Genomic DNA, 20960 nt, shown 5'->3' on the forward strand with positions numbered 1-20960 from the left:
GAAATTTGATCGGGGTCGACACCCCCGCGCGGGCAGCCAGGCAACGGGTCCCGGACTCGGTGGTGAAGCGATGTTTGACCGCTTCCAATGTGCGGGCGGCCGTTTCGACCATGCGCAGCACTTCGATGAATTCCTCATCGGTGTACGAGATCAGGGATGCGTCCAGGAGACCATCCACCGCCGTGAGCAGCGCTGTCGCGCTGCTCACGAGCGTGGTGGTTTCCCCTGAATTCATAGCTTTATTCTACCGTGATAGAACAGTCCACGGAAGACGAATTCTATTGTGATATAAAGCTATTCAGAAGGAATAGCCTTTCATTAAAGCGCGGAAAGTCTATCCAGTCGTTGCGAATCTCGAACGGCTCCGCGGTCTGCCGAAGTGGCGAGCAGGGCGTAGCTTCGCAGGGCTACGGAGACTGCCCGCTCCCGCGCGATCGGTCGATAGCCGCCCGCGGCCTCCAGCTGACGGCGGCGTTCAGCCAATTCATCATCCTCAACGTGCAATGTCATTGTCCGGGAGGGGATGTCGATCGTGATCCGGTCGCCGTCCTGGACGAGGGCGATTGCGCCGCCTGCTGCGGCCTCGGGGGAGACGTGGCCGATGGAGAGGCCGGATGAACCGCCGGAGAAGCGGCCGTCGGTGACCACGGCGCATTTCCCGGCTAGGCCCCGGCCCTTGAGATATGAAGTCGGGTAGAGCATTTCCTGCATTCCCGGGCCGCCTCGCGGGCCTTCGTAGCGGATGACGAGCACATCGCCGGGTTGCAGGCGGCCGGAGAGGATGGCGTCGACCGCGTCTTCCTGGGACTCCGCCACGACGGCGGGGCCGGTGAAGGTGTGCATGTGCTCCGCAACCCCGGCCGACTTCACCACCGCGCCATCGGGTGTGAGGTTTCCGCGCAGCACCGCCAGTCCGCCGTCGCGCGAATACGCGTGGGCGCGGTCGCGGATGCAGCCCTCGGCGGCATCAACGTCCAGGGAGTTCCAGCGCTCGGATTGGGAGAATGCGGTGGCGGAACGCTTTCCGCCGGGGGCGGCGTGGAACATCTCCATCGCTTCGGCGGAGGCGCGACCGCCGCGCACATCCCATGCGCCCAGCCACTCGTCCAGCGAATCCGAATGCACGGCAAGCACATCGCGATGCAGTAGTCCGGCGCGGTCGAGCTCGCCGAGGATGGCGGGGATGCCGCCCGCGCGATGCACGTCCTCCATGAGGTAGTCGCCGTTCGGGGCGACCTTGCACAGACAGGGCACCTGCAGGGACATCTTCTCGATATCGGTGAGGCCGTAGTCCAGCCCGGCCTCCTGGGCGGCGGCCAGCAGGTGCAGCACGGTGTTGGTGGAGCCGCCCATGGCCAGATCCAGTGCCACCGCATTGTCGAATGCCTTGTGCGAGGCCAGGTTACGCGGAAGCACCCGGTCGTCGTCCTGGTCGTAGTAGCGCCGGGTCACCTCCATGACCGTGCGTCCGGCGGCTTCGTACAGTGCGCGCCGCGCGGTATGCGTCGCCAGCACGGTCCCATTGCCGGGCAATGCCAGCCCGAGCGCCTCGGTGAGGCAGTTCATCGAATTGGCGGTGAACATGCCCGCGCACGAACCGCAAGTGGGGCAGGCGTTTTCCTCGATGAGTGCCATATCCTCATCGGACACCAGCGGTGACACCGCCTCGGACATGGTGACGATCAGGTCCAGTCGTGAGCGCACGGTGCCGTCGACCAGCACCGCCTTGCCGCTCTCCATCGGTCCGCCGGAGACGAAGACCGTCGGAATGTTCAGCCGCATCGCCGCCATGAGCATGCCGGGAGTTATCTTGTCGCAGTTCGAGATACACACCAGCGCGTCCGCGCAGTGCGCGTTCACCATGTATTCGATCGAGTCCGCGATCAGGTCACGAGAGGGCAGTGAATAGAGCATTCCGCCGTGGCCCATGGCGATTCCGTCGTCGACGGCGATGGTGTTGAACTCGCGGGCGATGCCACCGGCGGCCCGCACCGCCTCGGAGACGATGCGGCCTACCGGCTGGAGGTGGGTGTGCCCGGGCACGAACTCGGTGAAGCTGTTGGCGATCGCGATGACCGGCTTGCGGCCGATATCCGCGGACGGGACGCCGCTGGCTCGCATGAGCGCGCGGGCTCCCGCCATATTCCGGCCGTGCGTGACCGTACGTGAACGCAAGTGCGGCACGTTGCCACCTCCTTCAGAAACTGCAACCGTGTGGTTGGAGTCTGGCACACGACGCGGGGCAACTGCAACCGTGCGGTTGGAAATGGTTGGATGGAACACATGGCGTGGGATACCGAGGGAACCAAGCAGCGGCTGCTCGACGCCGCGGTGCACGAATTCGCCGAGCGCGGGCCGGACGGCGCTCGCGTCGCGGCCATCGCCGCCCGCGCCTGCGTCAACAAGGAACGCATCTACCAGTACTTCGGCGATAAGCAGGGCCTGTTCGAAGCCGTCCTCACCGATCAGCTGGCCCAGCTCGCGGCCTCCAGCCCGCTCGATGCCGACAAGGCGGGGGACCTGGCCGAATACGCGGGCCGCGTCTTCGACTACCACCGCACCCACCCGCAATTCCTGCGCCTGCTGCACTGGGAGGGCTTGCAGACCAGCGGCGGTGAACTACCCGCCGAATCCGCCCGCGCGTCGCACTACGCCGACAAGGTCGCGGCCCTCGCCGAGGCCCAGCGCGCGGGCAAACTCACCGATGACGTCGGCCCCGGATACCTCATGTACGCCGTGGCCTCCCTCGCCGCCTGGTGGTTCGCCGTCCCCCAGGTCGTGCGCATGCTGCTGGTCGACGACATCGACAACCCGGAAGCCATGCGGGCGGGGCTCATCGGCCTGGTGCGCCGACTGGAGATTCGCGAGTAGGGCCCGGTGCGGCGCGGAACTTTCGTCGCAACCTCACGTGGGGATCCGCGCCCTGGCTGGCATTCATCGAAACCCGTTGAGCCGTAACCTGTGTGGATCCCGGCCGAATGCGCGCCGGGAGGACGGGGGCGGCATCACGGATCGGAGCTCGGTAGCCGGTTCGCCAATTCGGTGAGCACTGTGGAACAGCTCGCATTGATCGTGAGTGTGGCCAGGTCGTCGCCGCGCGTCTCGCCGCGGTTCACGATCACCACGTCGCGGCCGGTTTTGGCGGCTCGGCGCGCGAAGCGCAGGCCGGACATGACCCTCAGTGAGGATCCGGCCACCAGCAGTACTTCCGCGGCCTCGACCATCGAAAACGCTTCGGCCACACGCTGTTCGGGAACGCTCTCGCCGAAGTAGACGATATCGGGTTTGAGCATGCCGCCGCATCGAGCACAGTCGACCATGTGAAAACTGCTGGAGTCGGCGACGACGGCGTCCGCGTCGGGGGCGACCTCCAGGCCGGTGATGCGCATGGTCTCGGCGAAGCCGGGATTGGCGGCCTCGAGCTGTTCGGCCAGCGTCATGCGGGACAGGAGTGCCTGGCAGCCCAGGCAGCGCACCCGGGCGTACACCCCGTGCAGGTCGATGACCGCGCGGTGGCGGGCTTTGGTGTGCAGCAGGTCCACGTTCTGGGTGATCACTCCGGTCACCACCCCGGCCCGCTCCAGCCGAGCCAGCGCGCGATGGCCGGCATTGGGGCGCGCCGCGTCCATGTATCGCCAGCCGATGTGGTTGCGCGCCCAATACCGTTGCCGGAAAACGGGATCGCCGACGAACTGCTGATAGGTCATGGGATTGCGCGGGGGTGAATCCGGGCCGCGGTAATCGGGGATGCCGCTGTCGGTGGAGATGCCCGCGCCGGTCAGCACCGCAACGCGGCGGCCGGTGAGCAGGTCGATCAGCTGCTCCAGCGAGGAATCGGACATGCTCGACAGCTTACGAGCCGCGTCCTGCTGTGTGCCCGGTCACAGGCTGTCACACCTGTGCTCGCGGCTCCGTCGTATTGGCAGGAGCGTCACCGACGGGGACGCCGAGCACACTACGGAGGAGTTGTCATGGCGAAGACGGTTCTGGTCACCGGCGGCACCGGCACCCTGGGCAAGCTGGTCACGCCGCTGCTGGTGCGGGCGGGTGTGCGGGTGCGGGTGTTGAGCCGCACGGCCCGCGAAGGCGCGGACGGTTTCGAGTACGTGACGGGGGATCTCCAGACCGGGGAAGGGGTCGACGCGGCGGTGGCCGGGGTGGACACCATCCTGCACCTGGCGGGCACCCAGAAGGGTGACGGCGACAAGGCCCGGAATTTGGTCGCGGCCGCGCAGGCGGCGGCGGTGACTCCGCATCTGGTGTACATCTCGGTGGTCGGAGCCGATCGTGTGGTCGTCGAAAGTGGTTTGGACAAAGCCATGTTCAGCTATATGGCCGCCAAGCGCGAGGCCGAGATCGTGGTGGAGGAGTCGGGTCTGCCGTGGACCACCCTGCGCGCCACCCAGTTCCACGAATTGCTGTTCACCATGGTGCGGGCATTGGGCAAACTGCCCATCGCGCCGGCCTTCGACTTCAAGTTCCAGCCCATCGCCGCCGCCGAGGTGGCCGCGGAGCTGGTGCGCCTGACCCTGGGCGAGCCCGCCGGACTGGTGCCGGAGCTGGCCGGGCCCAAGATCCACACGATGAAGGAGGTGGTGCGCGCCTACCAGGACGCGATCGGCAAGCACCGCCCCATCCTGAGCCTGAAGGCTCCGGGAAAGGCCGCCAAGATCTACAAGGCGGGCGGCAATCTGAATCCGGAGCGCGCGGTGGGCAAGCAGACCTGGGAAGAGTTCCTGGCCGTCAACCTCGCCGCGCCGGTCTCGGCCTGAACCGCCAAAGCGCTTGTCAGCGTGGACCGTTGGTATTGAGGAAGATAACGGGGCCGCGGCCGAAGCGGCCCTGTCCATTCATATCCAGCAGTGCGGCCATGGCCTTGGCGGTGTAGACCGGCTCCAGGGTCAAATGCTCCAGCGCCGCCGAAAGGGTCTGTGCGGTGCCGGCTTCCGGGGTGGGATAGCCGTAGCCGGAGCCGAGATAATCGGTGACGATATCGAGATTGCCGGCGGGCGTGATGTTTTCCGGCAGCCGCGCCCCGCGATCCCGCAGTAGCTGGGCCGAGCGCGCCGCCAACTTGGCCAGGGTGGGTTCGTCCAATCGCAGCGTGTCATTGACCACGACGCCGACCACCCGGGTGGACAGTCCGGCCAGCCGCATGCCGAGCGACAGTCCGGCCACCGTGCCACCGGAGCCGACCGGGGTGACGATATGCGTCGGCTCGGGCAGCTCACCCGCTCGGACCTGGGCCGCGATCTCCAGCGCGGCTTCCACATAACCCAGTGCGCCCACCGCCGAGGAACCGCCCGCGGGCAGGAAGTACGGCGGCCGCCGACCGGAGAAACTCCGGGCCAGAATGTACGGGGCGGAGAGAACCGTCCGCCCCTTGGTCTTGGTGAAGTACAGCTTCGCACCCGAGGCGCGTAGTCGTTCCAGCTGTGCGCGCACATGGTCGTCGACCGGCTGATCGATAAGCGCCAGAACGGTTTTCAACCCGTTCTCGCGTCCGTACAACGCGGTCGCCAGCCCCCAATTGGTGCCCAGCCCGCCCACGGTGACGATGGTGTGCCTGCGTTGCCGCAGCGCATCGGGCAGTAGCCACTCCAGTTTGCGGACCTTGTTACCGCCCCAGCCGCCGTCGCCGAATTCGCTGTCGTCCTTGACCCACAGATCGGCCGCGACCGAATCGAGGGAGGTCAGTCGTCGCACCGATGTCGGACTTTTGCCCAGTGACAGGTGCGGCAGGGTGTGCTCGAGCTCGGGGTACAGCTGATGCAGATGCGGCGTCACCTGACCAACGTATCGACTGCCTAATCCTTATACGAGCGTGGCGAGGCGCACATGAGGCATGCTGGAGCATGACCACCAATTCAGAGCCGCCCCGGGGCCGCTCCCGCTTGCCGCTCGCGCTGGTGGTGGTCGGGTTGGCCCTCGTGCTCGCCATTGCCGCCACCGTGTATTTCGCCATGAATAGCAGCGACGACGGCGGAGGTTCGCCGACCCACAAATCCGCGACACTGCTACCCAGCACCGGTATGACCACGGTCGCGAACACGACCTCGACCTCGGCCACCGCGCCGCCGGTCACCGGTCCGACCGCGGCCACGCGGATGGCGCTGTGGCCGTTCGCCGATGAGGCGGCCGCGGCGACCTGGCAGCAGTCCTATCGGGACGGCGGTCATCAGCCCTGGCACCTCGATCCCGGCATGGTCGCGATGAATTTCACCCGCGGGTATCTGGGCTACACCGATCTCGACAAGGTCGTGCTGACCACCACCGTCGGTGAAGAGTCCTGGGTGACAGTACGTTACGACAATCCGAACGGTGTCGCGGTGCCCGCCGCGGTGTTGCACCTGGTGCGGTTGGGCACGGGTACCGATGCGCCCTGGGAGGTGGCGGGCACCGATGATCGCACCCTCACCCTCAGCGCGCCGGAGTACGGTGCGAAGGTGAATTCGCCGGTGCCGGTGGGTGGTCACGTCACCGGTGTCGACGAGAGCCTCCAGGTCCAGATCCGGCAATTGGATAAAGAGCAACCGGTCGGTCAGATTCCCGGGATTCCCGCGGGCGGGCAGAACGCGCCGTGGTCCGGCAGCGTCCCGTTCACGGCCACCTGCCCGGGCACCCTCACCATCGCGGTCGCCACCGGCGGACACACCGAGGCGGTGGAGCGTTTCGCAATTACCGGAGTGCACTGCTGATCCGGGTAGACTGATAACGGCGGGCAGCGGGGACCGCGAAGGGGGCGAACACGATTCGGGTGGGTCGCCTATCGCTCACCTAGGGAGCATCATGCCTGGTGTCATCGACCGAGTTCTCATTGTCACCGGCGCGGGCGGTGGTCTGGGGCGTGAATACGCGCGATTGCTCGCGCGCGAGGGCGCACTGGTGGTGGTCAACGATCTGGGCGCCAGCCGCGACGGCACAGGCTCGGGTACCGAGATGGCCGATGCCGTGGTCGCCGAGATTCGCGCGAATGGCGGTACGGCCGTTGCCAATTACGACAGCGTGAGCACCCAGGACGGCGCGCGCTCGCTGATCGACACCGCTGTGCGCGAGTTCGGCGCGGTGCACGGCATCGTCAACAACGCGGGCATCCTGCGCGATACCAGCTTCGCGAATATGGGCCCGGACGACTGGGAAGCGGTACTGCGCGTACACCTGTTCGGCGCTTACCACGTCACCCATGCCGCCTGGGGGCACTTCCGCGAGCAGGGTTTCGGGCGCGTCGTCATGGCCACCTCCACCTCCGGGCTCTTCGGCAATTTCGGCCAAGCCAATTACGGCGCAGCCAAACTCGGAATCGTCGGTCTGCTCAATACCCTGGCCATCGAGGGCAGCAAGTACGACATCACCGTGAACGCGGTCGCACCCATGGCCGCCACCCGCATGACCACCGATATCGCTCCCGCCGATCTGCTGCAACGACTTCCGCCCGCGCACGTCGCCCCGGTGGTCGGCCATCTGCTCAGTGACGAGTGCGAGGACACCGGCATGGTGCTCATCGTCGGCGGCGGTTCGGTGCAGCGCGTACAGCTTTTCAGCAATAAGCCCGTGTTGTTCCCGGACGTCCCGAGCATTGACGAGGTGCGCGACAATTGGGGTCGTATCACCGATATGGCCGACGCTCAACCCGGGACCAATCCCGTGGGCTGAGCCCTCCCAGAAGGAGCCTCGCCATGAGCGGGAACCATTGGGACGCATTGGTTGTCGGAGCCGGGGCGGGTGGGCTCTGTGCCGCCGCCCGGCTGTCGCACCGAGGCTACCGAACGCTGGTGGTGGAGTGTCTGGACCGGGTCGGCGGGCGTGCCTCGACCACCGATATCGATGGCTTCAAGGTGAATACCGGGGCCATCGGCGTCGAACTGGGCGGTATCACCGAACAGACCTTCACCGAGGTGGGCGCGAAATTCGAAGTGCGCCCGGCCAATCCGCCGATCCTGTACCGAATCGGCGGGCGCACGGTGGATATCACCGTCGGCGGCTGGGAACTGTTGATCTCCCAGCTGATCCGGCAGGGCGCGCCGCTGCTGAAGGATGCCGCCGTGCGGGTCAACGGGGCCATGCCCGAACGTGAGCTCTGCACCGCGGATTGGGTGCGGCAGCACACCTCGAACGCGGCGGTGCACGGCATCTTCCGCGCCATGTGCGGCACCGCCTTCGAGGTCGGCCCGGAGGAGCTGCCCGCGCGCGTCTTCCTGACGCACTTCTCCAATGCCGCGGCCTTCGAGAATTTCGGCTTCTGCCCGGAGGGCACCATCGGGCTGTGGAAGGCGCTCGCGGAAGTGGTCGAGCGCAATGGGGGACAGGTGCTGCTCAATACCGAGGCGCAGCGGCTGCACGTCCAGGACGGCCGCATCACCGGCGCACGGTTGCGACAGGACGGCGAAATCCTGGACATCACTTGTGATTTCGCGGTCAGTGATATCGGACCTTCGGCGACCCTGGACCTGGTGGGCCCCGAGCATTTTCCGGCGGAGTACATCGGCACCGTGTTGCAGGGCGATCTGCCCAGCGGCATGATCTCTGTGCACTTCGCCAGTCGCGAGCGCCTGCTGGACGCACCCGGACTGCTCAGCTTCGTCAATACCCGAAGGCTCTGCTACGCAGCGGAATTCACCGCCACGTGCCCGGAGGTCGCGCCCGAGGGCTGGCATCTGTACGTCGGCATCGGCGTGCCGAAACCGTCCGTGGGGGACTTCGACGCCGATGCCGAGGTCGCGCTGGTCCTGCACGATCTGCGCTGTGAGATAGCCGGTTTCGAGCATGCCCGGTTGCTGTCGATCGATGTCACCCGTGACGACTGGCCGCCGCAGCGCACCGTCGCGGGCTACGATCTGCCGCACGATACGCCGATCCCCAATCTCTGGAATGTCGGTGACGCGGTGAAGGAGTACGCGCACGGCGGCACCACCGCCTGCGCCGAGACCGCCAAGATCGTGGTGGACAAGATCGTGCTCAGCGGAGTTTCTCGGCGGTCCCCGGTAGTCGATCCACCATAGCCACCACATAGTCGGCCACGATCTCGATCAGCATGGGCCGCTCCACCCGCAGGCCGCCGTTCAGCCAGACCAGAATGAGTTCGGCGGCCCCGCCGGTGATGAATTGCGCCAGCGCGGTCAGCGCGGTGTCGTCGCCCTCCGGAATGTCGAGCAGTATGCGGGCCTGCTCGATGATCGTCTCGGCGACCCGGCGCATGCCCTCGAAGCGCATGCGCATGAGCGCCTCGCTGCCGTACGCCTGCGCGAAGGCGATCTGCGCGCGCCGCGGATCATCGGTGACGGCGATGATGAGTGCCGCGACACCGGCGCGAATCTTGACCTCGGGTGCGCCCGGCGTCTCGATCATGGTGGCACGGGCCGTGTCCAGTGCCGCGGTCTGCACCTCGTCCAGCAGCGCCGCTGCCAAAGCGTCCAGATCACTGAAGGATTCGTAGAAGAAGCGCGGCCCCACCCGCGCCTGTTCGCAGACCCCGCGCACGGTCAGCGCGGCCAGGCCCTGGGTGCCGACGATATCCAGCGCGGCGTCCAGCAGGCGCCGCCGCCGCTGATCCCTGCGCTCATCGGTGGAGGTTCCGCGATAGGTCCCGCTGAAAGTTCGCGTCACCTTCACAGCTTGGCACAGATATCGGGAAACGACCGTTTACGGAAACAGGCGTTTCCGCTACCGTGGATACATGGTGCCTCGTAGAGCCGTTCTGAACCATCGAATTCAGTGCCGGGCGGCCGGGGTGCTGGAGCGCTACCCCTCCGCGCCGCGCGCCCTGGCCACCCCGCCGCCGGGCAGCGGGCTCAAACCGGTGATGGGTGATTTCGGCCCGCCCGGCATCGGCCATATCGTGGGTCAGCTCGCCGATCCGATCGGGTTCTCGCGCAAGCGCATGCGACAGTTCGGCCCGGTGCAGTGGAGCGGCGGTTTCGGCCGGCGGATCGTGGGGCTGCTGAGTCCGGAGGCGGTCGAGGAACTGGTGCTGGATCGGCAGCACGTGTGGTCGGCCGAACAGGGCTACGACTTCCTCATCGGACCGTTCTTCCGGGGCGGAATCCTGTTGCGGGACTTCGACGAACACGCCTTCCATCGCCGTATTCTGCAGCAGGCGTTCACGCGCTCGCGGCTGATCGGATATCTCGATCTGACCACCCCGCGCATTGCCCGGGGCGTTGACGGCTGGCGGCCCGGCCCGCGCTTCCCGCTCTATGATCACGTCAAGGCCATGCTGCTCGAGCAGGCCACCGTGGTCTTCGCCGGGGCTGAACTCGGGCCGGAGGCAACGCGTTTGGGGCACGCCTTCGAAGACGCGGTGCGCGGCGGACAGGCCATGATGCGCTTCAATGTGCCCGGCGGGACCTGGAGCCGGGGGCTGCGCGGGCGGCAACTGCTGCTGGAGTACTTCCGCCGGGAACTGCCCGCCAGGCGCACGGGCGACGGTGACGATCTGTTCAGCGTGCTCTGCCATGCCGAGACCGAGGACGGGGAATCCTTCTCCGATACCGACATCGTCGATCATATGATCTTCGTGATGATGGCCGCGCACGACACCAGCACCAACGCCATCTCCATGATGAGCTATGAGCTGGCCCGGAATCCGTGGTGGCAGGAGCGATTACGCGCCGAGTCGCAGGCGCTGGGCAAGCCGACCCTGGACTACGCCGATCTCGACCGGCTCACCGGGCTGGAGCTGGCGTTCAAGGAGACGCTGCGCATGTACGCGCCGGTCGGGCAGCTGGTGCGCGAATCCATTGCCGATACCGAGATCTCGGGCTACTACATCCCCAAGGGCACGCTGACCATCAGCGGTCCGTACGCCATGATGCGCGCAGCGGAGTACTGGAAGAATCCGGACGTCTTCGATCCCGAACGCTTCGGACCCGAACGCGCGGAAGACAAATCCCATCGCTTCGCCTGGCCGCCGTTCGGCGGCGGCGCGCACAAATGCATCGGCCGGTACTTCGGCGGAATGACGGTCAAGGCGACCATGCATCGCATGCTGTTGAACTACCGCTGGAGTGTGCCGCGGGACTATCGGGTGCCGCTGGTGGCGGGCACCGGCCCGCAACCGGCGGACGGGCTGCCCATCACCCTCGAGAAGCTCTAGCGCACATCCCGCGGCACGCCGAGTTCCATATCGAGATAACGCAATTCGGGATCGCGGCGCTTTCCGTTGCGGAACGCCCGGAACACCAGATCCTGCGGATGCCGCACCGCGAACACCTCGCGGAAGGTGGTCACCGTGCGCCGGGGCGTATCGAACAGTCGCGGGTTGTATCCGGTCTGGGCGACCGGCCCCTCCCAGATGAGCGCCGCCCCGCCGGGCACGCTGTGCGGGGCGAAGCTCCAGCCCAATTCCCGCATGCGCCGGTCGAATTCGCTCGCGCCGAGCCCGGCCACATCCCAGCCGCTGGCCTCGTTGAACAGTTGCCGCCCGTGCAGGAATTGCACGAAGCAGGGATCCGGGCCGGGATGCGGGGTGCTGAGATTGATCACGCCGTCCCAGGGCAGTGTGGTGAGCGCCCAGGCCAGCCGGGTCTCGAAATCCTCCCAGTCGGCGCACAGGACGGGCGCGTCACGCTCACTGGGTCGCTCGGGGGCCAGGCCGTAGTCGCCGACGGTATCGGGCGCGTCCAGGCTCCAGGCGGTGAAGCGCAGCCTTTCCGGGCGCATGCCCAGGCCGCGGCGCAATACCGTCACAATCGATTCCGCGATGCGCTTGCGCTGTTCGATACTCGCCCCGTGTCGCCAGCCGGTGCTCCACTCGCGGGCGGTGCGCGGTTGTTCACGGACCCGCTGTACCGCGCGCCACTGCGCATCCGGTGTGGCGGAGTCGGTTTCGAGCGGCAGCGGGCACGGATCCCAGATGCCCTCGGGCTGGATGCGCAGCACCGAGACGAGCCGGTCGGCGTCTGCGGGCTCGGGCGGCACCGCGACGACGGCCTCGATATCGCTGCCCTGTTTGGCGAAATGTATGTGCCGCCCGGTGCTTTCATCGCGTACTTGGATGAATCGCGGATTCCACTCCAGTCCGAACTGATCGGCCTCCTCGTCCTCCTCCTCCAGGAAGAACGGCAGCCACTTCAGTAGTACATCCCAACCCTCTGTACCCATATTCGCCTCCCTCCAGGCCGTCCGCCAACCTACCGGGCGGTACAGCGCGACGCCCGGCCATGGGTACCGGACAGTATGCCCGGCGTGGTAGAACCTGTTCTAGTTTTTCGACGAAGGACCCTGAATGAACTGGTACACCGGTAACACCGTTTATGACACCGTCTTGACGATTGCGTTCGGATTCTCCGCGTTCGTGCTGGTGGGAGGTTTGTTCGGGCAGAGCCCGTACGGCCGCTTCGCCACCGCCAAACTCGGGCTCAACCTCAATCCGAAGCTGGGCTGGTGGCTGATGGAGATTCCGGCCACCGTGGTCTTCGCGGTCGCCTACCTCAGCGGTCCGAACCGATTCGAGCCGACTTCCCTGGTGCTGGCGGCCATCTGGATTCTGCACTACGCCAATCGCGGCTGGTTCTTCCCCCTCTCGATTCGCCAGGTGCCCGGTAAGACGAGCAGTTTCAATGTCTCGGTGCTCGGTATGGGCATGTTCGTCACCGCCCTGCACGGCTACCTCAATGGTGCGCTTTTCAGCCACGACTATCTGGGGCGGTACGGCACCGACTGGCTGACCGATCCGCGTTTCCTGATCGGGCTCGTCATCTATCTGAGCGGATTCGCGCTGCTGACCAGCTCGGAGTGGATCGTTCGCAATCTTCGCGACAAAAATGATCCGGGCGCGACGGAGTACAAGATCCCATTCGGCCTGGGCTTCCGATTCGTCACCAGCCCGACCTATCTGGGCGAGCTGCTGGCCTGGGCGGGCTTCGCGATCCTGACGTGGGCGCTGCCCGGCGTGGTCATCTTCCTGATCACCTTCGGCAATCTGGTGCCGCGCGCCTTCGCCACGCATACCTGGTACCGGGAGAAGTTCGCCGACTATCCGGCGGAGCGAAAAGCGCTGGTGCCCTTCGTGATCTGAGCGCGACACGCTAGCGCCCCTGGCGCGCCGCCTTATCGCGATACATGGCGGAGTCCACGGCGTGCATGAGCTCATCGATGGCGGTGGAATGCGTATCCACCAGTGCGGTACCGATACTCGCGCCCACCGTCACCGAAAGCCCTGCCACGTCGAAGGGTTCGCGCAGCGCCGCCAGGATCTTGTTCGATACCGCGGTCAATTCCGCTCTGCCCGTGCACTCCTCGACCAGCACGATGAACTCGTCCCCGCCCAGGCGGGCCGCCACCGCGTTCTCCGGCAGGGCCGCGCGCAGGCGCTGCGCCACATCGCAGAGCACCCGGTCACCGGCGGTGTGGCCGCGCCGGTCGTTGATCTCCTTGAACCCGTCCAGATCCAGATAGATCACGCCCACCTGGCCGTCGGCCGCGGCGAGCCGATCGAAGAAGAGCAGTCGATTCGGCAGACCGGTCAGCGAATCGTGGTGCGCGTCGTACCAGAGTTGATCGGCGAGCTGTTTGCGCTCGGTGACATCGACGGTCACGCCGATCAGGAAGCGCGGCTTGCCCGCACTGTCGCGGATCACCGACATGGACAGGTCGACAATGGTCACCGAACCATCGGGCCGGGTGTGCACGGTCTCGGTGCGGAAACTCTCCACCTGCCCGGTGAGCAACTGCTGGAAACGCTCGAAGGCGCTGCCGATATTGATCGGGCCGAGGATATCGGCGACCGACCGGCCCGGCATCAAATGTGCTGGGACGCCCAGGGTTTCGGCCATGGCGCTGTTCACGTCCACCACCAGGCCGGTAGTGATGTCGATGGTGCCGATACCGACGGACGCGCCGTCGAAGATGGCCTGGAAGCGGGCCTCGGACAACTGCCGTTTGGCCTCGGCCTCGCGGGCCGCGTCCAGGACCGCCGCCATGGTGCTTTCCTGTTCGGTCAGTGCGGCATTGCGCAATCCGGCCGTGAACGCGGCGGCGAATTCGGCGGCCACATCGACGGCGCGATCGCGCACCACATCACCGTCGGGCGCGTCCGGACCGGCGCAGACCGCCCGCACCAGATCCTTGCAGAGCACCAGCACCGAACGGTGCACGGCGAGCGGGTCCCGGTAATTCGCCGCGACCAGCGCCTCGGCGGCCTCGCGGGCCACCTTGGTATCGACCGTACCGCGCACCGCGTCGATCAGACCGGCGGCATAGGGGTCCAGGAGCCGCTCGACCTGGGCGCGGGTGAGCGTCGGCGCGACCGCGCCGTCGAGCATGGCCGCCCACCGTACCGCCAGATCGTGTGCTGCTCCCACCTGAGACCCCCTGCCTCGAAACCCCTACTCCCGCTCAGGATTTGCGGCCGACACCAGCCAAACCCAGAGAGCGCCCGGGTGTTTCGTGTTGATCGAGATCGGACTCCGGTCGCCACAGCGGTAATTCGACCACGCCGGGCTCCACCAGTTCCCAGCCCTCGAAGAAGGCGGTGATCTCCTCGCGGGACCGGAAGTGGATACCGACCTTGCTCTGGTCGGCGGCGTTCGCACCCAGCTTGGCCGCGTCCTCGGGGCGGGTCGCGGTGGTGAGGTGCGAGATGGCCACATAGCTGCCCGCGGGCACCGCGGCATGCAGAGCGGCGACCGTTTCACCCGGACGATCGTCGGCGCCGAGCAGGTGCAGGACCGCGAAGAGCAGGACGCCGACCGGACGCTCGAAATCGATAATGCCGGTCTCCTGGGCGGCGGCCAGCAGTTCGGCCGGTTTACGCAGGTCCGCCTCGATGGCGGTGGCACCCGGATTTCCCCGCAGGATCGCGCGCGCGTGCGCGACGGCCACCGGATCGATGTCGACGTACAACACGCGGGAGTTCGGATCGATCTCCTGCGCCACCTCGTGCACATTGCCCGCGGTCGGAATGCCGGAGCCGATATCGAAGAATTGGGTCACGCCCTGATCCATCAGGAAGCGGACCGCGCGGCGCAGGAACGCGCGATTGCTCAGTGCCACCCGAGGCAGGTCCGGAACGAGAGCTTTGCCCATTTCCGCGGCGCGCCGGTCGATCTCGAAGTTGTGCGAGCCACCCAGCAGTGCGTCATACATGCGAGCAGGGCTCGCCTGCGCCATGTCCACACCCTCCGGGGCCCATGCCGGTCTTTCCATCCTGCACCCTCCCGCAATCGATCGAACCCGGCCGGAAGAACCCGTTTTCGGATCACCCGGACAGTCACCGCGATGTTAGCCCGGGTTCTCCAGAAATCCTGTAGCGGCATCGATCTCAGGGCAGGGGCACTCCGGCCAACAGCAACCGCGCGCCCAGCACCAGCGAGCCCAATGCCACCAATGCGAACACCACCACCCACACTAGTCCGGGGATGTGCGTGAGGTGTGCCAGCTGATCGGCGTCGGAGTTCGGCTCATGGCGGCGATTGCGCTGCAACTCGATCACCGGGCGCACCGCGGCCAGCAGCAGGAACCAGGCGGCGAAGTAGGCGAGTCCGGCCTGGGTCTGATCGGTGCCGAACCAGGACACCGCGAAGAGGATGCCGCCGACCACGAAGATGGAGAGCAGACCATACCAATTGCGCACCTTCACCAGCAGGACCAGCAGTAATGCGATGGTCAGCCAGAGCATCAGCGTGATGCGGTGCGCGCCCAGGAGTCCGGCATAGGCCAGGCCCAGCAGGGCGGGGGCGGGATATCCGGCGGCGCTGGTCAGGATCATGCCCAGGCCGTACGGTTTTCCGCTGGAGACGGTGAGTCCGGAAGTGTCCGAGTGCAAACGGATGCTGTTGAGTCGCCGGCCGGTCAGCAGCGCGGTGAAGGCGTGCCCGCCCTCGTGCGCGATGGTCACCACATTGCGCACCAGCCGCCAGGTCGGCCGGAACGCCACCAGTAGCAGGGCGATCACTCCGGTCACGATCACCAATTGCCACGGCGGTGCGGACTGGGTGGTGGTCAGTCGATCCACGATCGAGCTGCCGTGTTCGACGAACTCTGCGCTGTGCATCGCCGAACCATAGCGAGTGCGGCTGATCGGGGCCACAGAGCCGGACAGGCGGTCATTCGCGGGGGTTTACGAGCCGCTGCGAATGCGCGAGCGCGGCAACGGTATTCGGCATGTTGCCGGGGCCGATGGCGGTATTCGCCGGACGCGGGCGGGCGTCGACGCGATAATCGGTGCGGGCCCGGTGCCGGGTTCGGCCGCCGAGAGGAGACCAACGTGTCGGACTCGCAGCATCGCAAGACATTCGCGGTGGGCACGCTCACCGGGGTCAATCCGCTCCTGGCCGCGGCGCGGTCGGTGGTGCGGATGGCGCGGCTCGGGCGATTGGATTCGATCCTCGCGCCGGATCATCTGATCAGCGTGTTCCCCCGGTCGATCTGGGATCCTGATTTCACGGTGCAGGCCAAGACGGTCGAGAGTCCGGACGCGCAGGTCGACTTCGCGCCGCTGCTCGCGCACCTGGCGGCGGGGGCCGGGCGGGTGCAATTGGGGGTCGGGGTCACCGATCCGCATCGGCGGCATCCGGTGCTGTTGGCGCAGACCTTCCTCACGCTCGCGCATATGACCAAGGTGCCGCCCATTCTGGGGATCGGTTCGGGGGAGCGGGAGAATCTCGATCCGTACGGATTCACCTGGAATCGTCCGGTCGATCGGTTGGAGGAGGCGCTACAGGTGCTGCGCGCCGCGCTGTCCTCGACCGAGCCGATCGAATTCTCCGGGCGTTACTATCAAATCGACAAAGCGCCAATGGATTTGACCTGTCCGCCGCATCGCATGCCGCAGGTGTGGATCGGCGCGCACGGCCCGCGCATGCTCGAACTCACCGGGCGGTACGCCGACGGCTGGTATCCCTGGGAATCGCTGTCGCCGGACGAATACGAGCGGCGGCTGAGAGTGGTTCGCAAATCCGCGGTCACCGCGGGCCGCGATCCGGACGCCATCGTGCCCGCCGCCATGCTCCAGTTCCTCACCGCGCGCACCGAATCCGGCATCAGCCGACTGCTGCGCACCCCGTCGATGCGCTACGTGGGCCTGTTCGCCTCGGCTGAGGTGTGGGCGCGCTCGGGCGCGAAACATCCTCTGGGCGAAGACTTCCGCGGCCTCATCGACCTGATGCCGCACCGCCTGAGCAAAACCGAGGTCCGCGAAGCCATTGCCGAAGTCCCCGAAGAGGTCCTGCGCAACTGGCTCATCGTCGGCACCCCGAACCAGGTCCTGTCCCGCATCCGCGCCCTCGCCGACGCGGGCCTGCGCCACGCCGTAATCCTGCCCTCCGCGGCCCTGGTCTCCCACGCCGACGCGGCCTTCGGCTACGCCGTCCTGCTCTGGCTGGCAGCCAAACTCCGCCGCCCCGCACCTCAGCCGGAATCCGATCCGAAGTAAAGACCTTTTGAATTCTTCATGACCCGAGTTCAATGGGACTTCATGGACGACAAGGGGATTCAGCGCATCGCGATACGCCTGTATCGGGGGTGGCTGTGGGACGACGGGCATCCACTGCTGGAGCATGTTCGTCGGGTCGCCGACCATGCCGGTGCCCTGAGCGGAGTCGGTGGAAGCACGATCAGGTGGGCGGCTCTGCTGTCGGCCGCGCCCACGACCGGAATTCGGGACACCGAGTTGCTGCGCCTGGGCGTCCCACCCCGCGTCGTCTCGATTGTGGATTGGCTGCGACCGCGGTCCGATGAGACTCCGATGGCGCATGTCGAGCGGGTTTCCACGCGCCGCCAGGCGGCGGTAATCCTTTACGTGCAGTTATCGGAGATCGCCGATGCCGAACTCCATCGATACCACCTCTGGCGGGACGCTCATCGGCGACTCGGCGACAGTCTGGGGCTGCCGACCCCTGCGGATCCGGGATGCGCGCCGGACCGGTCCGCGCGCGAACCGGCGTTCGCGCCCATCGAATCGACCGAGCACTGGGATGATTTCGCCAACGCGGTAGTGACCGACGGAGATCCGAAAGGATTGGACCGGTTGCTCCTCGGCTACGCGAACGAATCCCGAGAGTGCTGCCGTCGCGCGATTCAGCGTGCCATCTACGCGGTCAGCGGCACCTCGGATGCCGCGAGACTGGTAGAGAAATGGTGGGATTCGACCGACTCATGGGAGGCGATGATCGCCACGCGGGCGACTCGCGATACCGACCGCCTCCGCAGCCGTCTCGATGACGAGCGACCCCAGGTAACGGGAGCGGCTGTCGCCGCATTGCCCGAAGGCACGGCGGATCCCGCCGTTGTCGCCGCTCTAGGCCGGATACTACGGCGTGCGGACCCGTACTGGCGCTGGTGCCGGACCGCGGCGGCGCGCAGGCTGCTGAGAATAGGTGGGCCCGCCGCCGAGGAGGCATTGCGGCACCGAGTCCTCGCACCGCTCGACCCGCCGTGGCGTGATGATCCGCGGTGGTTGGCTGCCCACGGCGCGGAGCATATTCCCGAACTCATCGCCAATCTCGAGGACGACGCCTGGTGGTACGAAGCGCCTTACGCGCTGGGGAGACTCGGCGCTGCCGAGGCTGTGCCGGCGATCTGCCGACGACTCCGTGCGCACCCGAATTGGTCCGAGGGCGTCGACGCGCTGGGCAGGATCGGTTCGGCTGATGCGGTCGAGACATTGCTGGAGACGGCCGTTACCGGTTCGGCCAAGGTCCGTGAGCACAGTCTGTGCGCGTTGACTCGAATCAGTACCGATGCGGCTGTGTCGGCCGCGATACGCGCCATGGATGATTTCGACCCGACGGTACGTGAACGGGCTGCCCGCATTATCGCGCGGTACGGTGACCGGCGGGCCTTGATCACGCTGATCAAGTTGTGCGACAGCGCTTTTGCGGGAGACGCCGCGCGCACCCTCGGCCGTATCGCGGACCCGCGCGCCGAGCCGACGCTATGGAAGCTCTTCGTCACCGGTACGCCGCGGGTACGGAGCGCGGCCGGGCGCGCCCTCGCCGAAATGCCCGGCCCGCAAAGGTATCTGGAGTATTCGGTCAGGGTCGATCCCGGCCTGCGCCGCGCCTTCGTCCGACTCCTGGGCCATCGGCGCGACTGGCCCAACTCCCTCGAATATTGGACGGCGGACCCCGACCCGAGAGTGCGGTCGGTCACGGCATATGCGATAGCCACGCGCGGGCTTCACGAGCAACGCGAAGTACTGGACCGGATGCTCGCGGATCCGGATGAGCGGGTGCGCAAGGCGGCCGGTAATGCCCTTGGGCGACTCGACAATTCGGTGCCGGGTGACTGAGGTCGGTTCTTCCATGAGCCGGACTCAGCTCGTGGGCGGAACAGGCTCCGAACCCGTGAATGTCCGCACATTGCGCGAGACCACCAGCGGGAGCAATTCACCTGCGCCAACCTTTCGGAAATGTTCCGAATCCCGATGCGCCGCGAACGCGCCCGCATCGACGTAGGTTTCGATGCTCACGAATCGTTCCGCCTGCTCAACCGATCGGAAGACGTCGTAGCTCAGGCAGCCCGGCTCGGTCCGGCAGATTTCCGCGAACTTCCGCAATATCGAACCCAGTTGGTCGGCATTCTCCGGATCGGCGGTCACGTCGGCGATCACGCAAATATTCGAATCCATCAACCGAGCCTATCGACGGCGTCACGGAAGTGCGGGGCCAGATCGAGGGCGGCGGCTTCGGCCGGTGTCGCCCAGGTGTGGTCGTCGTGTTCTGCGGGTTGAGGGTCGGGGGTGCCCGGGCGGGTTCGACCGTGTTGTAGATGTGCGCGTGAATTCGCAGGGGCCGGCCCGTGATATCCATCCAGGAGTGGCTGGAGTGCGGGTCTGGCCTGGCTCGACGCCTCGACGACCCCCGAGGTGCGGCGCATCGCCCTGCTGGACGCGCCCGCGGTGCTCGGTTGGCGTCGGTGGCGGGAGATCGGACTGCGGCACACCATCGGGTTGGTGGAGAACGCCCTGGCCGGAGCCATTGCCGCCGGGCGCATTCGGGCACAGCCGGTGCGACCGCTGGCATTGATCATCGTGGGCGCGCTGGACGAGGCGGCTCAGCTGCTGGCCGAGGCCGACGACCAGAATGCCGCCGCGATTCGCTCGGCCATCGAGTAGCTCATTGCCGGTTTGACGATCGAATAGCGTAATCAGCCGGGGGACAGGCGGGTTCGGGCCTTCTCCGCACGCCGCTCCAATGCTTGCAGGTGCTGATCCGCGCGGCGCAATGCCTCCCGGGCCGATCGCTCGGTGGCGGCGGTGAAGCGCCGTTGTTCCTCTGCGTGGGTCAATTCGGCCCGCAGGTCGGTGATGCGGGATTCGAGTCGAGACAGGTCGGCGGCGGCGCGATCATGGTCGGCCTGTGCGGAAGCCGTTGCGGCGCGCGCTGATTCGAGTTCGGCGAGGATCTCGTCGAGCTCGCGGCGTGCCTCGGCGTGTGGATCGGGGTGGGTGGTGCGGGCGGGTTTGCGCGGGGCGGCCGCCTGTTCGGCGGGTTTCTCGGCCGGAGCCGCCGGAACCGAAACCAGGGCGGCGGGACCGAATCCCGCATAGGTCGCGGCCGCCGCCAGGGTGCCGGATCGCACCTGATCGCCTACCTCGGGATCGGCCAGTGCCGCCTGCAACGTATTTCCCACATCCCGCAGCACCGATTCACTCAATCGCTGCCCATGCTCGGCCGCCAACCCCGCCGCCTTGCGGGTCAGCCCGTTGACCACCTGCTGCCGTTGCGTCGACAACGTCCGCAACTGCTCACCCGAGAGCCGCCGCTGCGCCTCCCGCAACGCATCCCCGACCTCCAGCAGCGCCAGCACATCCGCCCGCGCCTCCCGGGCCAGCAGATTCACCGCCCACGCCGCCACGGTAGGTCGCCGCAGCTTGCCGATCGCCGTGGCCAGCGCCTTGTCCCCGCCATCCCGCGCCACCCGCGCCCGCTCGTCCCGTGCGGTCACGAACTCCCCGGGCGGCAACCCATACAGCTCACCCGCGACCTCGTCGAGTGTCATGGCGCAAGCCTACGAGTCGC

At 66.8% G+C, this 20960-nt stretch carries 20 protein-coding genes and 1 pseudogene; 10 read left to right on the plus strand and 11 right to left on the minus strand.

The window, feature by feature from the left end; genetic code table 11:
* Positions 1-235: pseudogene (locus NA10_RS20300) on the minus strand (hypothetical protein); the annotation flags it as partial.
* Positions 236-318: 83 nt separating this feature from the next.
* A complete protein-coding gene (gene ilvD / locus NA10_RS20305; RefSeq protein WP_084515034.1) occupies positions 319-2184 on the minus strand; it encodes a dihydroxy-acid dehydratase in 1866 nt (621 codons plus the stop codon).
* A 99-nt stretch (positions 2185-2283) separates the two neighbouring features.
* Here ilvD and NA10_RS20310 point away from each other — a divergent pair, with 99 nt between their 5' ends.
* Entirely contained in the window at positions 2284-2871 is a 588-nt protein-coding gene (locus NA10_RS20310) for a TetR family transcriptional regulator (RefSeq protein WP_067570461.1), read from the plus strand.
* Between the two features lie 134 nt (positions 2872-3005).
* On the opposite strand, the gene NA10_RS20315 is transcribed toward NA10_RS20310, so the two are convergent.
* A complete protein-coding gene (locus NA10_RS20315) occupies positions 3006-3842 on the minus strand; it encodes a Sir2 family NAD-dependent protein deacetylase (protein ID WP_067570324.1) in 837 nt (278 codons plus the stop codon).
* A gap of 129 nt (positions 3843-3971) precedes the next feature.
* Between NA10_RS20315 and NA10_RS20320 the strand changes: the two genes are divergently transcribed.
* Positions 3972-4772, plus strand: coding sequence for an SDR family oxidoreductase (locus tag NA10_RS20320; RefSeq protein ID WP_067570326.1), 801 nt, complete (start codon positions 3972-3974; stop codon positions 4770-4772).
* 16 nt (positions 4773-4788) lie between these two features.
* Here NA10_RS20320 and NA10_RS20325 read toward each other — a convergent pair whose 3' ends face one another.
* Entirely contained in the window at positions 4789-5787 is a 999-nt protein-coding gene (locus NA10_RS20325; RefSeq protein WP_067570328.1) for a 1-aminocyclopropane-1-carboxylate deaminase/D-cysteine desulfhydrase, read from the minus strand.
* Between the two features lie 68 nt (positions 5788-5855).
* Between NA10_RS20325 and NA10_RS20330 the strand changes: the two genes are divergently transcribed.
* The 3 genes from NA10_RS20330 to NA10_RS20340 all read left to right on the plus strand — a co-directional run bounded on the left by NA10_RS20330 (position 5856) and on the right by NA10_RS20340 (position 8999).
* Entirely contained in the window at positions 5856-6698 is an 843-nt protein-coding gene (locus tag NA10_RS20330; protein WP_245677616.1) for a hypothetical protein, read from the plus strand.
* 91 nt (positions 6699-6789) lie between these two features.
* On the plus strand, positions 6790-7653 hold the full coding sequence (locus NA10_RS20335) for an SDR family oxidoreductase (RefSeq protein ID WP_067570330.1): 864 nt from the start codon (positions 6790-6792) through the stop codon (positions 7651-7653).
* Positions 7654-7676: 23 nt separating this feature from the next.
* Complete coding sequence (locus tag NA10_RS20340) at positions 7677-8999, plus strand: phytoene desaturase family protein (protein ID WP_067570332.1); 1323 nt, start codon at positions 7677-7679, stop codon at positions 8997-8999.
* Here NA10_RS20340 and NA10_RS20345 read toward each other — a convergent pair.
* Positions 8956-9603, minus strand: coding sequence for a TetR family transcriptional regulator (locus NA10_RS20345; RefSeq protein WP_067570465.1), 648 nt, complete (start codon positions 9601-9603; stop codon positions 8956-8958). The genes NA10_RS20340 and NA10_RS20345 overlap by 44 nt on opposite strands.
* Before the next feature lie 70 nt (positions 9604-9673).
* Here NA10_RS20345 and NA10_RS20350 point away from each other — a divergent pair, with 70 nt between their 5' ends.
* A complete protein-coding gene (locus NA10_RS20350; protein ID WP_067570334.1) occupies positions 9674-11092 on the plus strand; it encodes a cytochrome P450 in 1419 nt (472 codons plus the stop codon).
* On the opposite strand, the gene NA10_RS20355 is transcribed toward NA10_RS20350, so the two are convergent.
* Positions 11089-12099 carry a TY-Chap domain-containing protein gene (locus tag NA10_RS20355; RefSeq protein WP_067570336.1) on the minus strand — a complete coding sequence of 337 codons (1011 nt, stop codon included), beginning with the start codon at positions 12097-12099 and terminating at the stop codon, positions 11089-11091. The two genes, NA10_RS20350 and NA10_RS20355, sit on opposite strands and share 4 nt — an antisense overlap.
* Positions 12100-12223: 124 nt before the next feature.
* On the opposite strand from NA10_RS20355, the gene NA10_RS20360 reads away from it, so the two are divergent.
* Positions 12224-13015 carry a phosphatidylethanolamine N-methyltransferase family domain-containing protein gene (locus NA10_RS20360; RefSeq protein ID WP_067570338.1) on the plus strand — a complete coding sequence of 264 codons (792 nt, stop codon included), beginning with the start codon at positions 12224-12226 and terminating at the stop codon, positions 13013-13015.
* A gap of 10 nt (positions 13016-13025) precedes the next feature.
* Here NA10_RS20360 and NA10_RS20365 read toward each other — a convergent pair whose 3' ends face one another.
* The 3 genes from NA10_RS20365 to NA10_RS20375 form a co-directional block, all read right to left on the minus strand.
* Positions 13026-14300 carry a sensor domain-containing diguanylate cyclase gene (locus NA10_RS20365; protein WP_245677617.1) on the minus strand — a complete coding sequence of 425 codons (1275 nt, stop codon included), beginning with the start codon at positions 14298-14300 and terminating at the stop codon, positions 13026-13028.
* Positions 14301-14334: 34 nt separating this feature from the next.
* Positions 14335-15144, minus strand: coding sequence for an SAM-dependent methyltransferase (locus NA10_RS20370; protein WP_067570340.1), 810 nt, complete (start codon positions 15142-15144; stop codon positions 14335-14337).
* Positions 15145-15259: 115 nt separating this feature from the next.
* Positions 15260-15991 carry a M50 family metallopeptidase gene (locus NA10_RS20375; protein ID WP_067570342.1) on the minus strand — a complete coding sequence of 244 codons (732 nt, stop codon included), beginning with the start codon at positions 15989-15991 and terminating at the stop codon, positions 15260-15262.
* 213 nt (positions 15992-16204) lie between these two features.
* Between NA10_RS20375 and NA10_RS20380 the strand changes: the two genes are divergently transcribed.
* Together NA10_RS20380 and NA10_RS20385 are read left to right on the plus strand one after the other, a co-directional pair.
* Positions 16205-17371 carry an LLM class flavin-dependent oxidoreductase gene (locus NA10_RS20380; protein WP_084515035.1) on the plus strand — a complete coding sequence of 389 codons (1167 nt, stop codon included), beginning with the start codon at positions 16205-16207 and terminating at the stop codon, positions 17369-17371.
* 18 nt (positions 17372-17389) lie between these two features.
* Positions 17390-19228, plus strand: coding sequence for a HEAT repeat domain-containing protein (locus NA10_RS20385; RefSeq protein WP_157556638.1), 1839 nt, complete (start codon positions 17390-17392; stop codon positions 19226-19228).
* A 24-nt stretch (positions 19229-19252) separates the two neighbouring features.
* Here NA10_RS20385 and NA10_RS20390 read toward each other — a convergent pair whose 3' ends face one another.
* Entirely contained in the window at positions 19253-19567 is a 315-nt protein-coding gene (locus NA10_RS20390) for a putative quinol monooxygenase (RefSeq protein WP_067570346.1), read from the minus strand.
* Positions 19568-19771: 204 nt separating this feature from the next.
* Between NA10_RS20390 and NA10_RS20395 the strand changes: the two genes are divergently transcribed.
* Positions 19772-20053, plus strand: coding sequence for a TetR family C-terminal domain-containing protein (locus NA10_RS20395; protein ID WP_373862394.1), 282 nt, complete (start codon positions 19772-19774; stop codon positions 20051-20053).
* A 32-nt stretch (positions 20054-20085) separates the two neighbouring features.
* Here the strand turns inward: NA10_RS20395 and NA10_RS20400 are convergent, their stop codons facing one another.
* Positions 20086-20940 (minus strand): hypothetical protein, encoded by an 855-nt coding sequence (locus tag NA10_RS20400; protein WP_067570348.1) that lies wholly within the window; start codon positions 20938-20940, stop codon positions 20086-20088.
* Positions 20941-20960: the final 20 nt, after the last annotated feature.

This window comes from Nocardia acidivorans NBRC 108247 (genome assembly GCF_001625085.1).
Classification (GTDB): Bacteria; Actinomycetota; Actinomycetes; order Mycobacteriales; family Mycobacteriaceae; genus Nocardia; species Nocardia acidivorans.

Coding starts and splice junctions, on each gene's coding strand:
- NA10_RS20315 (WP_067570324.1), bottom strand. CDS start 3,842: ATGTCCGATTCCTCGCTGGAGCAGCTGATCGACCTGCTCACCGGCCGC.
- NA10_RS20360 (WP_067570338.1), top strand. CDS start 12,224: ATGAACTGGTACACCGGTAACACCGTTTATGACACCGTCTTGACGATT.
- NA10_RS20390 (WP_067570346.1), bottom strand. CDS start 19,567: ATGGATTCGAATATTTGCGTGATCGCCGACGTGACCGCCGATCCGGAG.
- NA10_RS20400 (WP_067570348.1), bottom strand. CDS start 20,940: ATGACACTCGACGAGGTCGCGGGTGAGCTGTATGGGTTGCCGCCCGGG.
- NA10_RS20310 (WP_067570461.1), top strand. CDS start 2,284: ATGGCGTGGGATACCGAGGGAACCAAGCAGCGGCTGCTCGACGCCGCG.
- NA10_RS20340 (WP_067570332.1), top strand. CDS start 7,677: ATGAGCGGGAACCATTGGGACGCATTGGTTGTCGGAGCCGGGGCGGGT.
- NA10_RS20320 (WP_067570326.1), top strand. CDS start 3,972: ATGGCGAAGACGGTTCTGGTCACCGGCGGCACCGGCACCCTGGGCAAG.
- NA10_RS20370 (WP_067570340.1), bottom strand. CDS start 15,144: ATGGAAAGACCGGCATGGGCCCCGGAGGGTGTGGACATGGCGCAGGCG.
- NA10_RS20355 (WP_067570336.1), bottom strand. CDS start 12,099: ATGGGTACAGAGGGTTGGGATGTACTACTGAAGTGGCTGCCGTTCTTC.
- NA10_RS20350 (WP_067570334.1), top strand. CDS start 9,674: ATGGTGCCTCGTAGAGCCGTTCTGAACCATCGAATTCAGTGCCGGGCG.
- NA10_RS20335 (WP_067570330.1), top strand. CDS start 6,790: ATGCCTGGTGTCATCGACCGAGTTCTCATTGTCACCGGCGCGGGCGGT.
- NA10_RS20330 (WP_245677616.1), top strand. CDS start 5,856: ATGACCACCAATTCAGAGCCGCCCCGGGGCCGCTCCCGCTTGCCGCTC.
- NA10_RS20385 (WP_157556638.1), top strand. CDS start 17,390: ATGACCCGAGTTCAATGGGACTTCATGGACGACAAGGGGATTCAGCGC.
- NA10_RS20375 (WP_067570342.1), bottom strand. CDS start 15,991: ATGCACAGCGCAGAGTTCGTCGAACACGGCAGCTCGATCGTGGATCGA.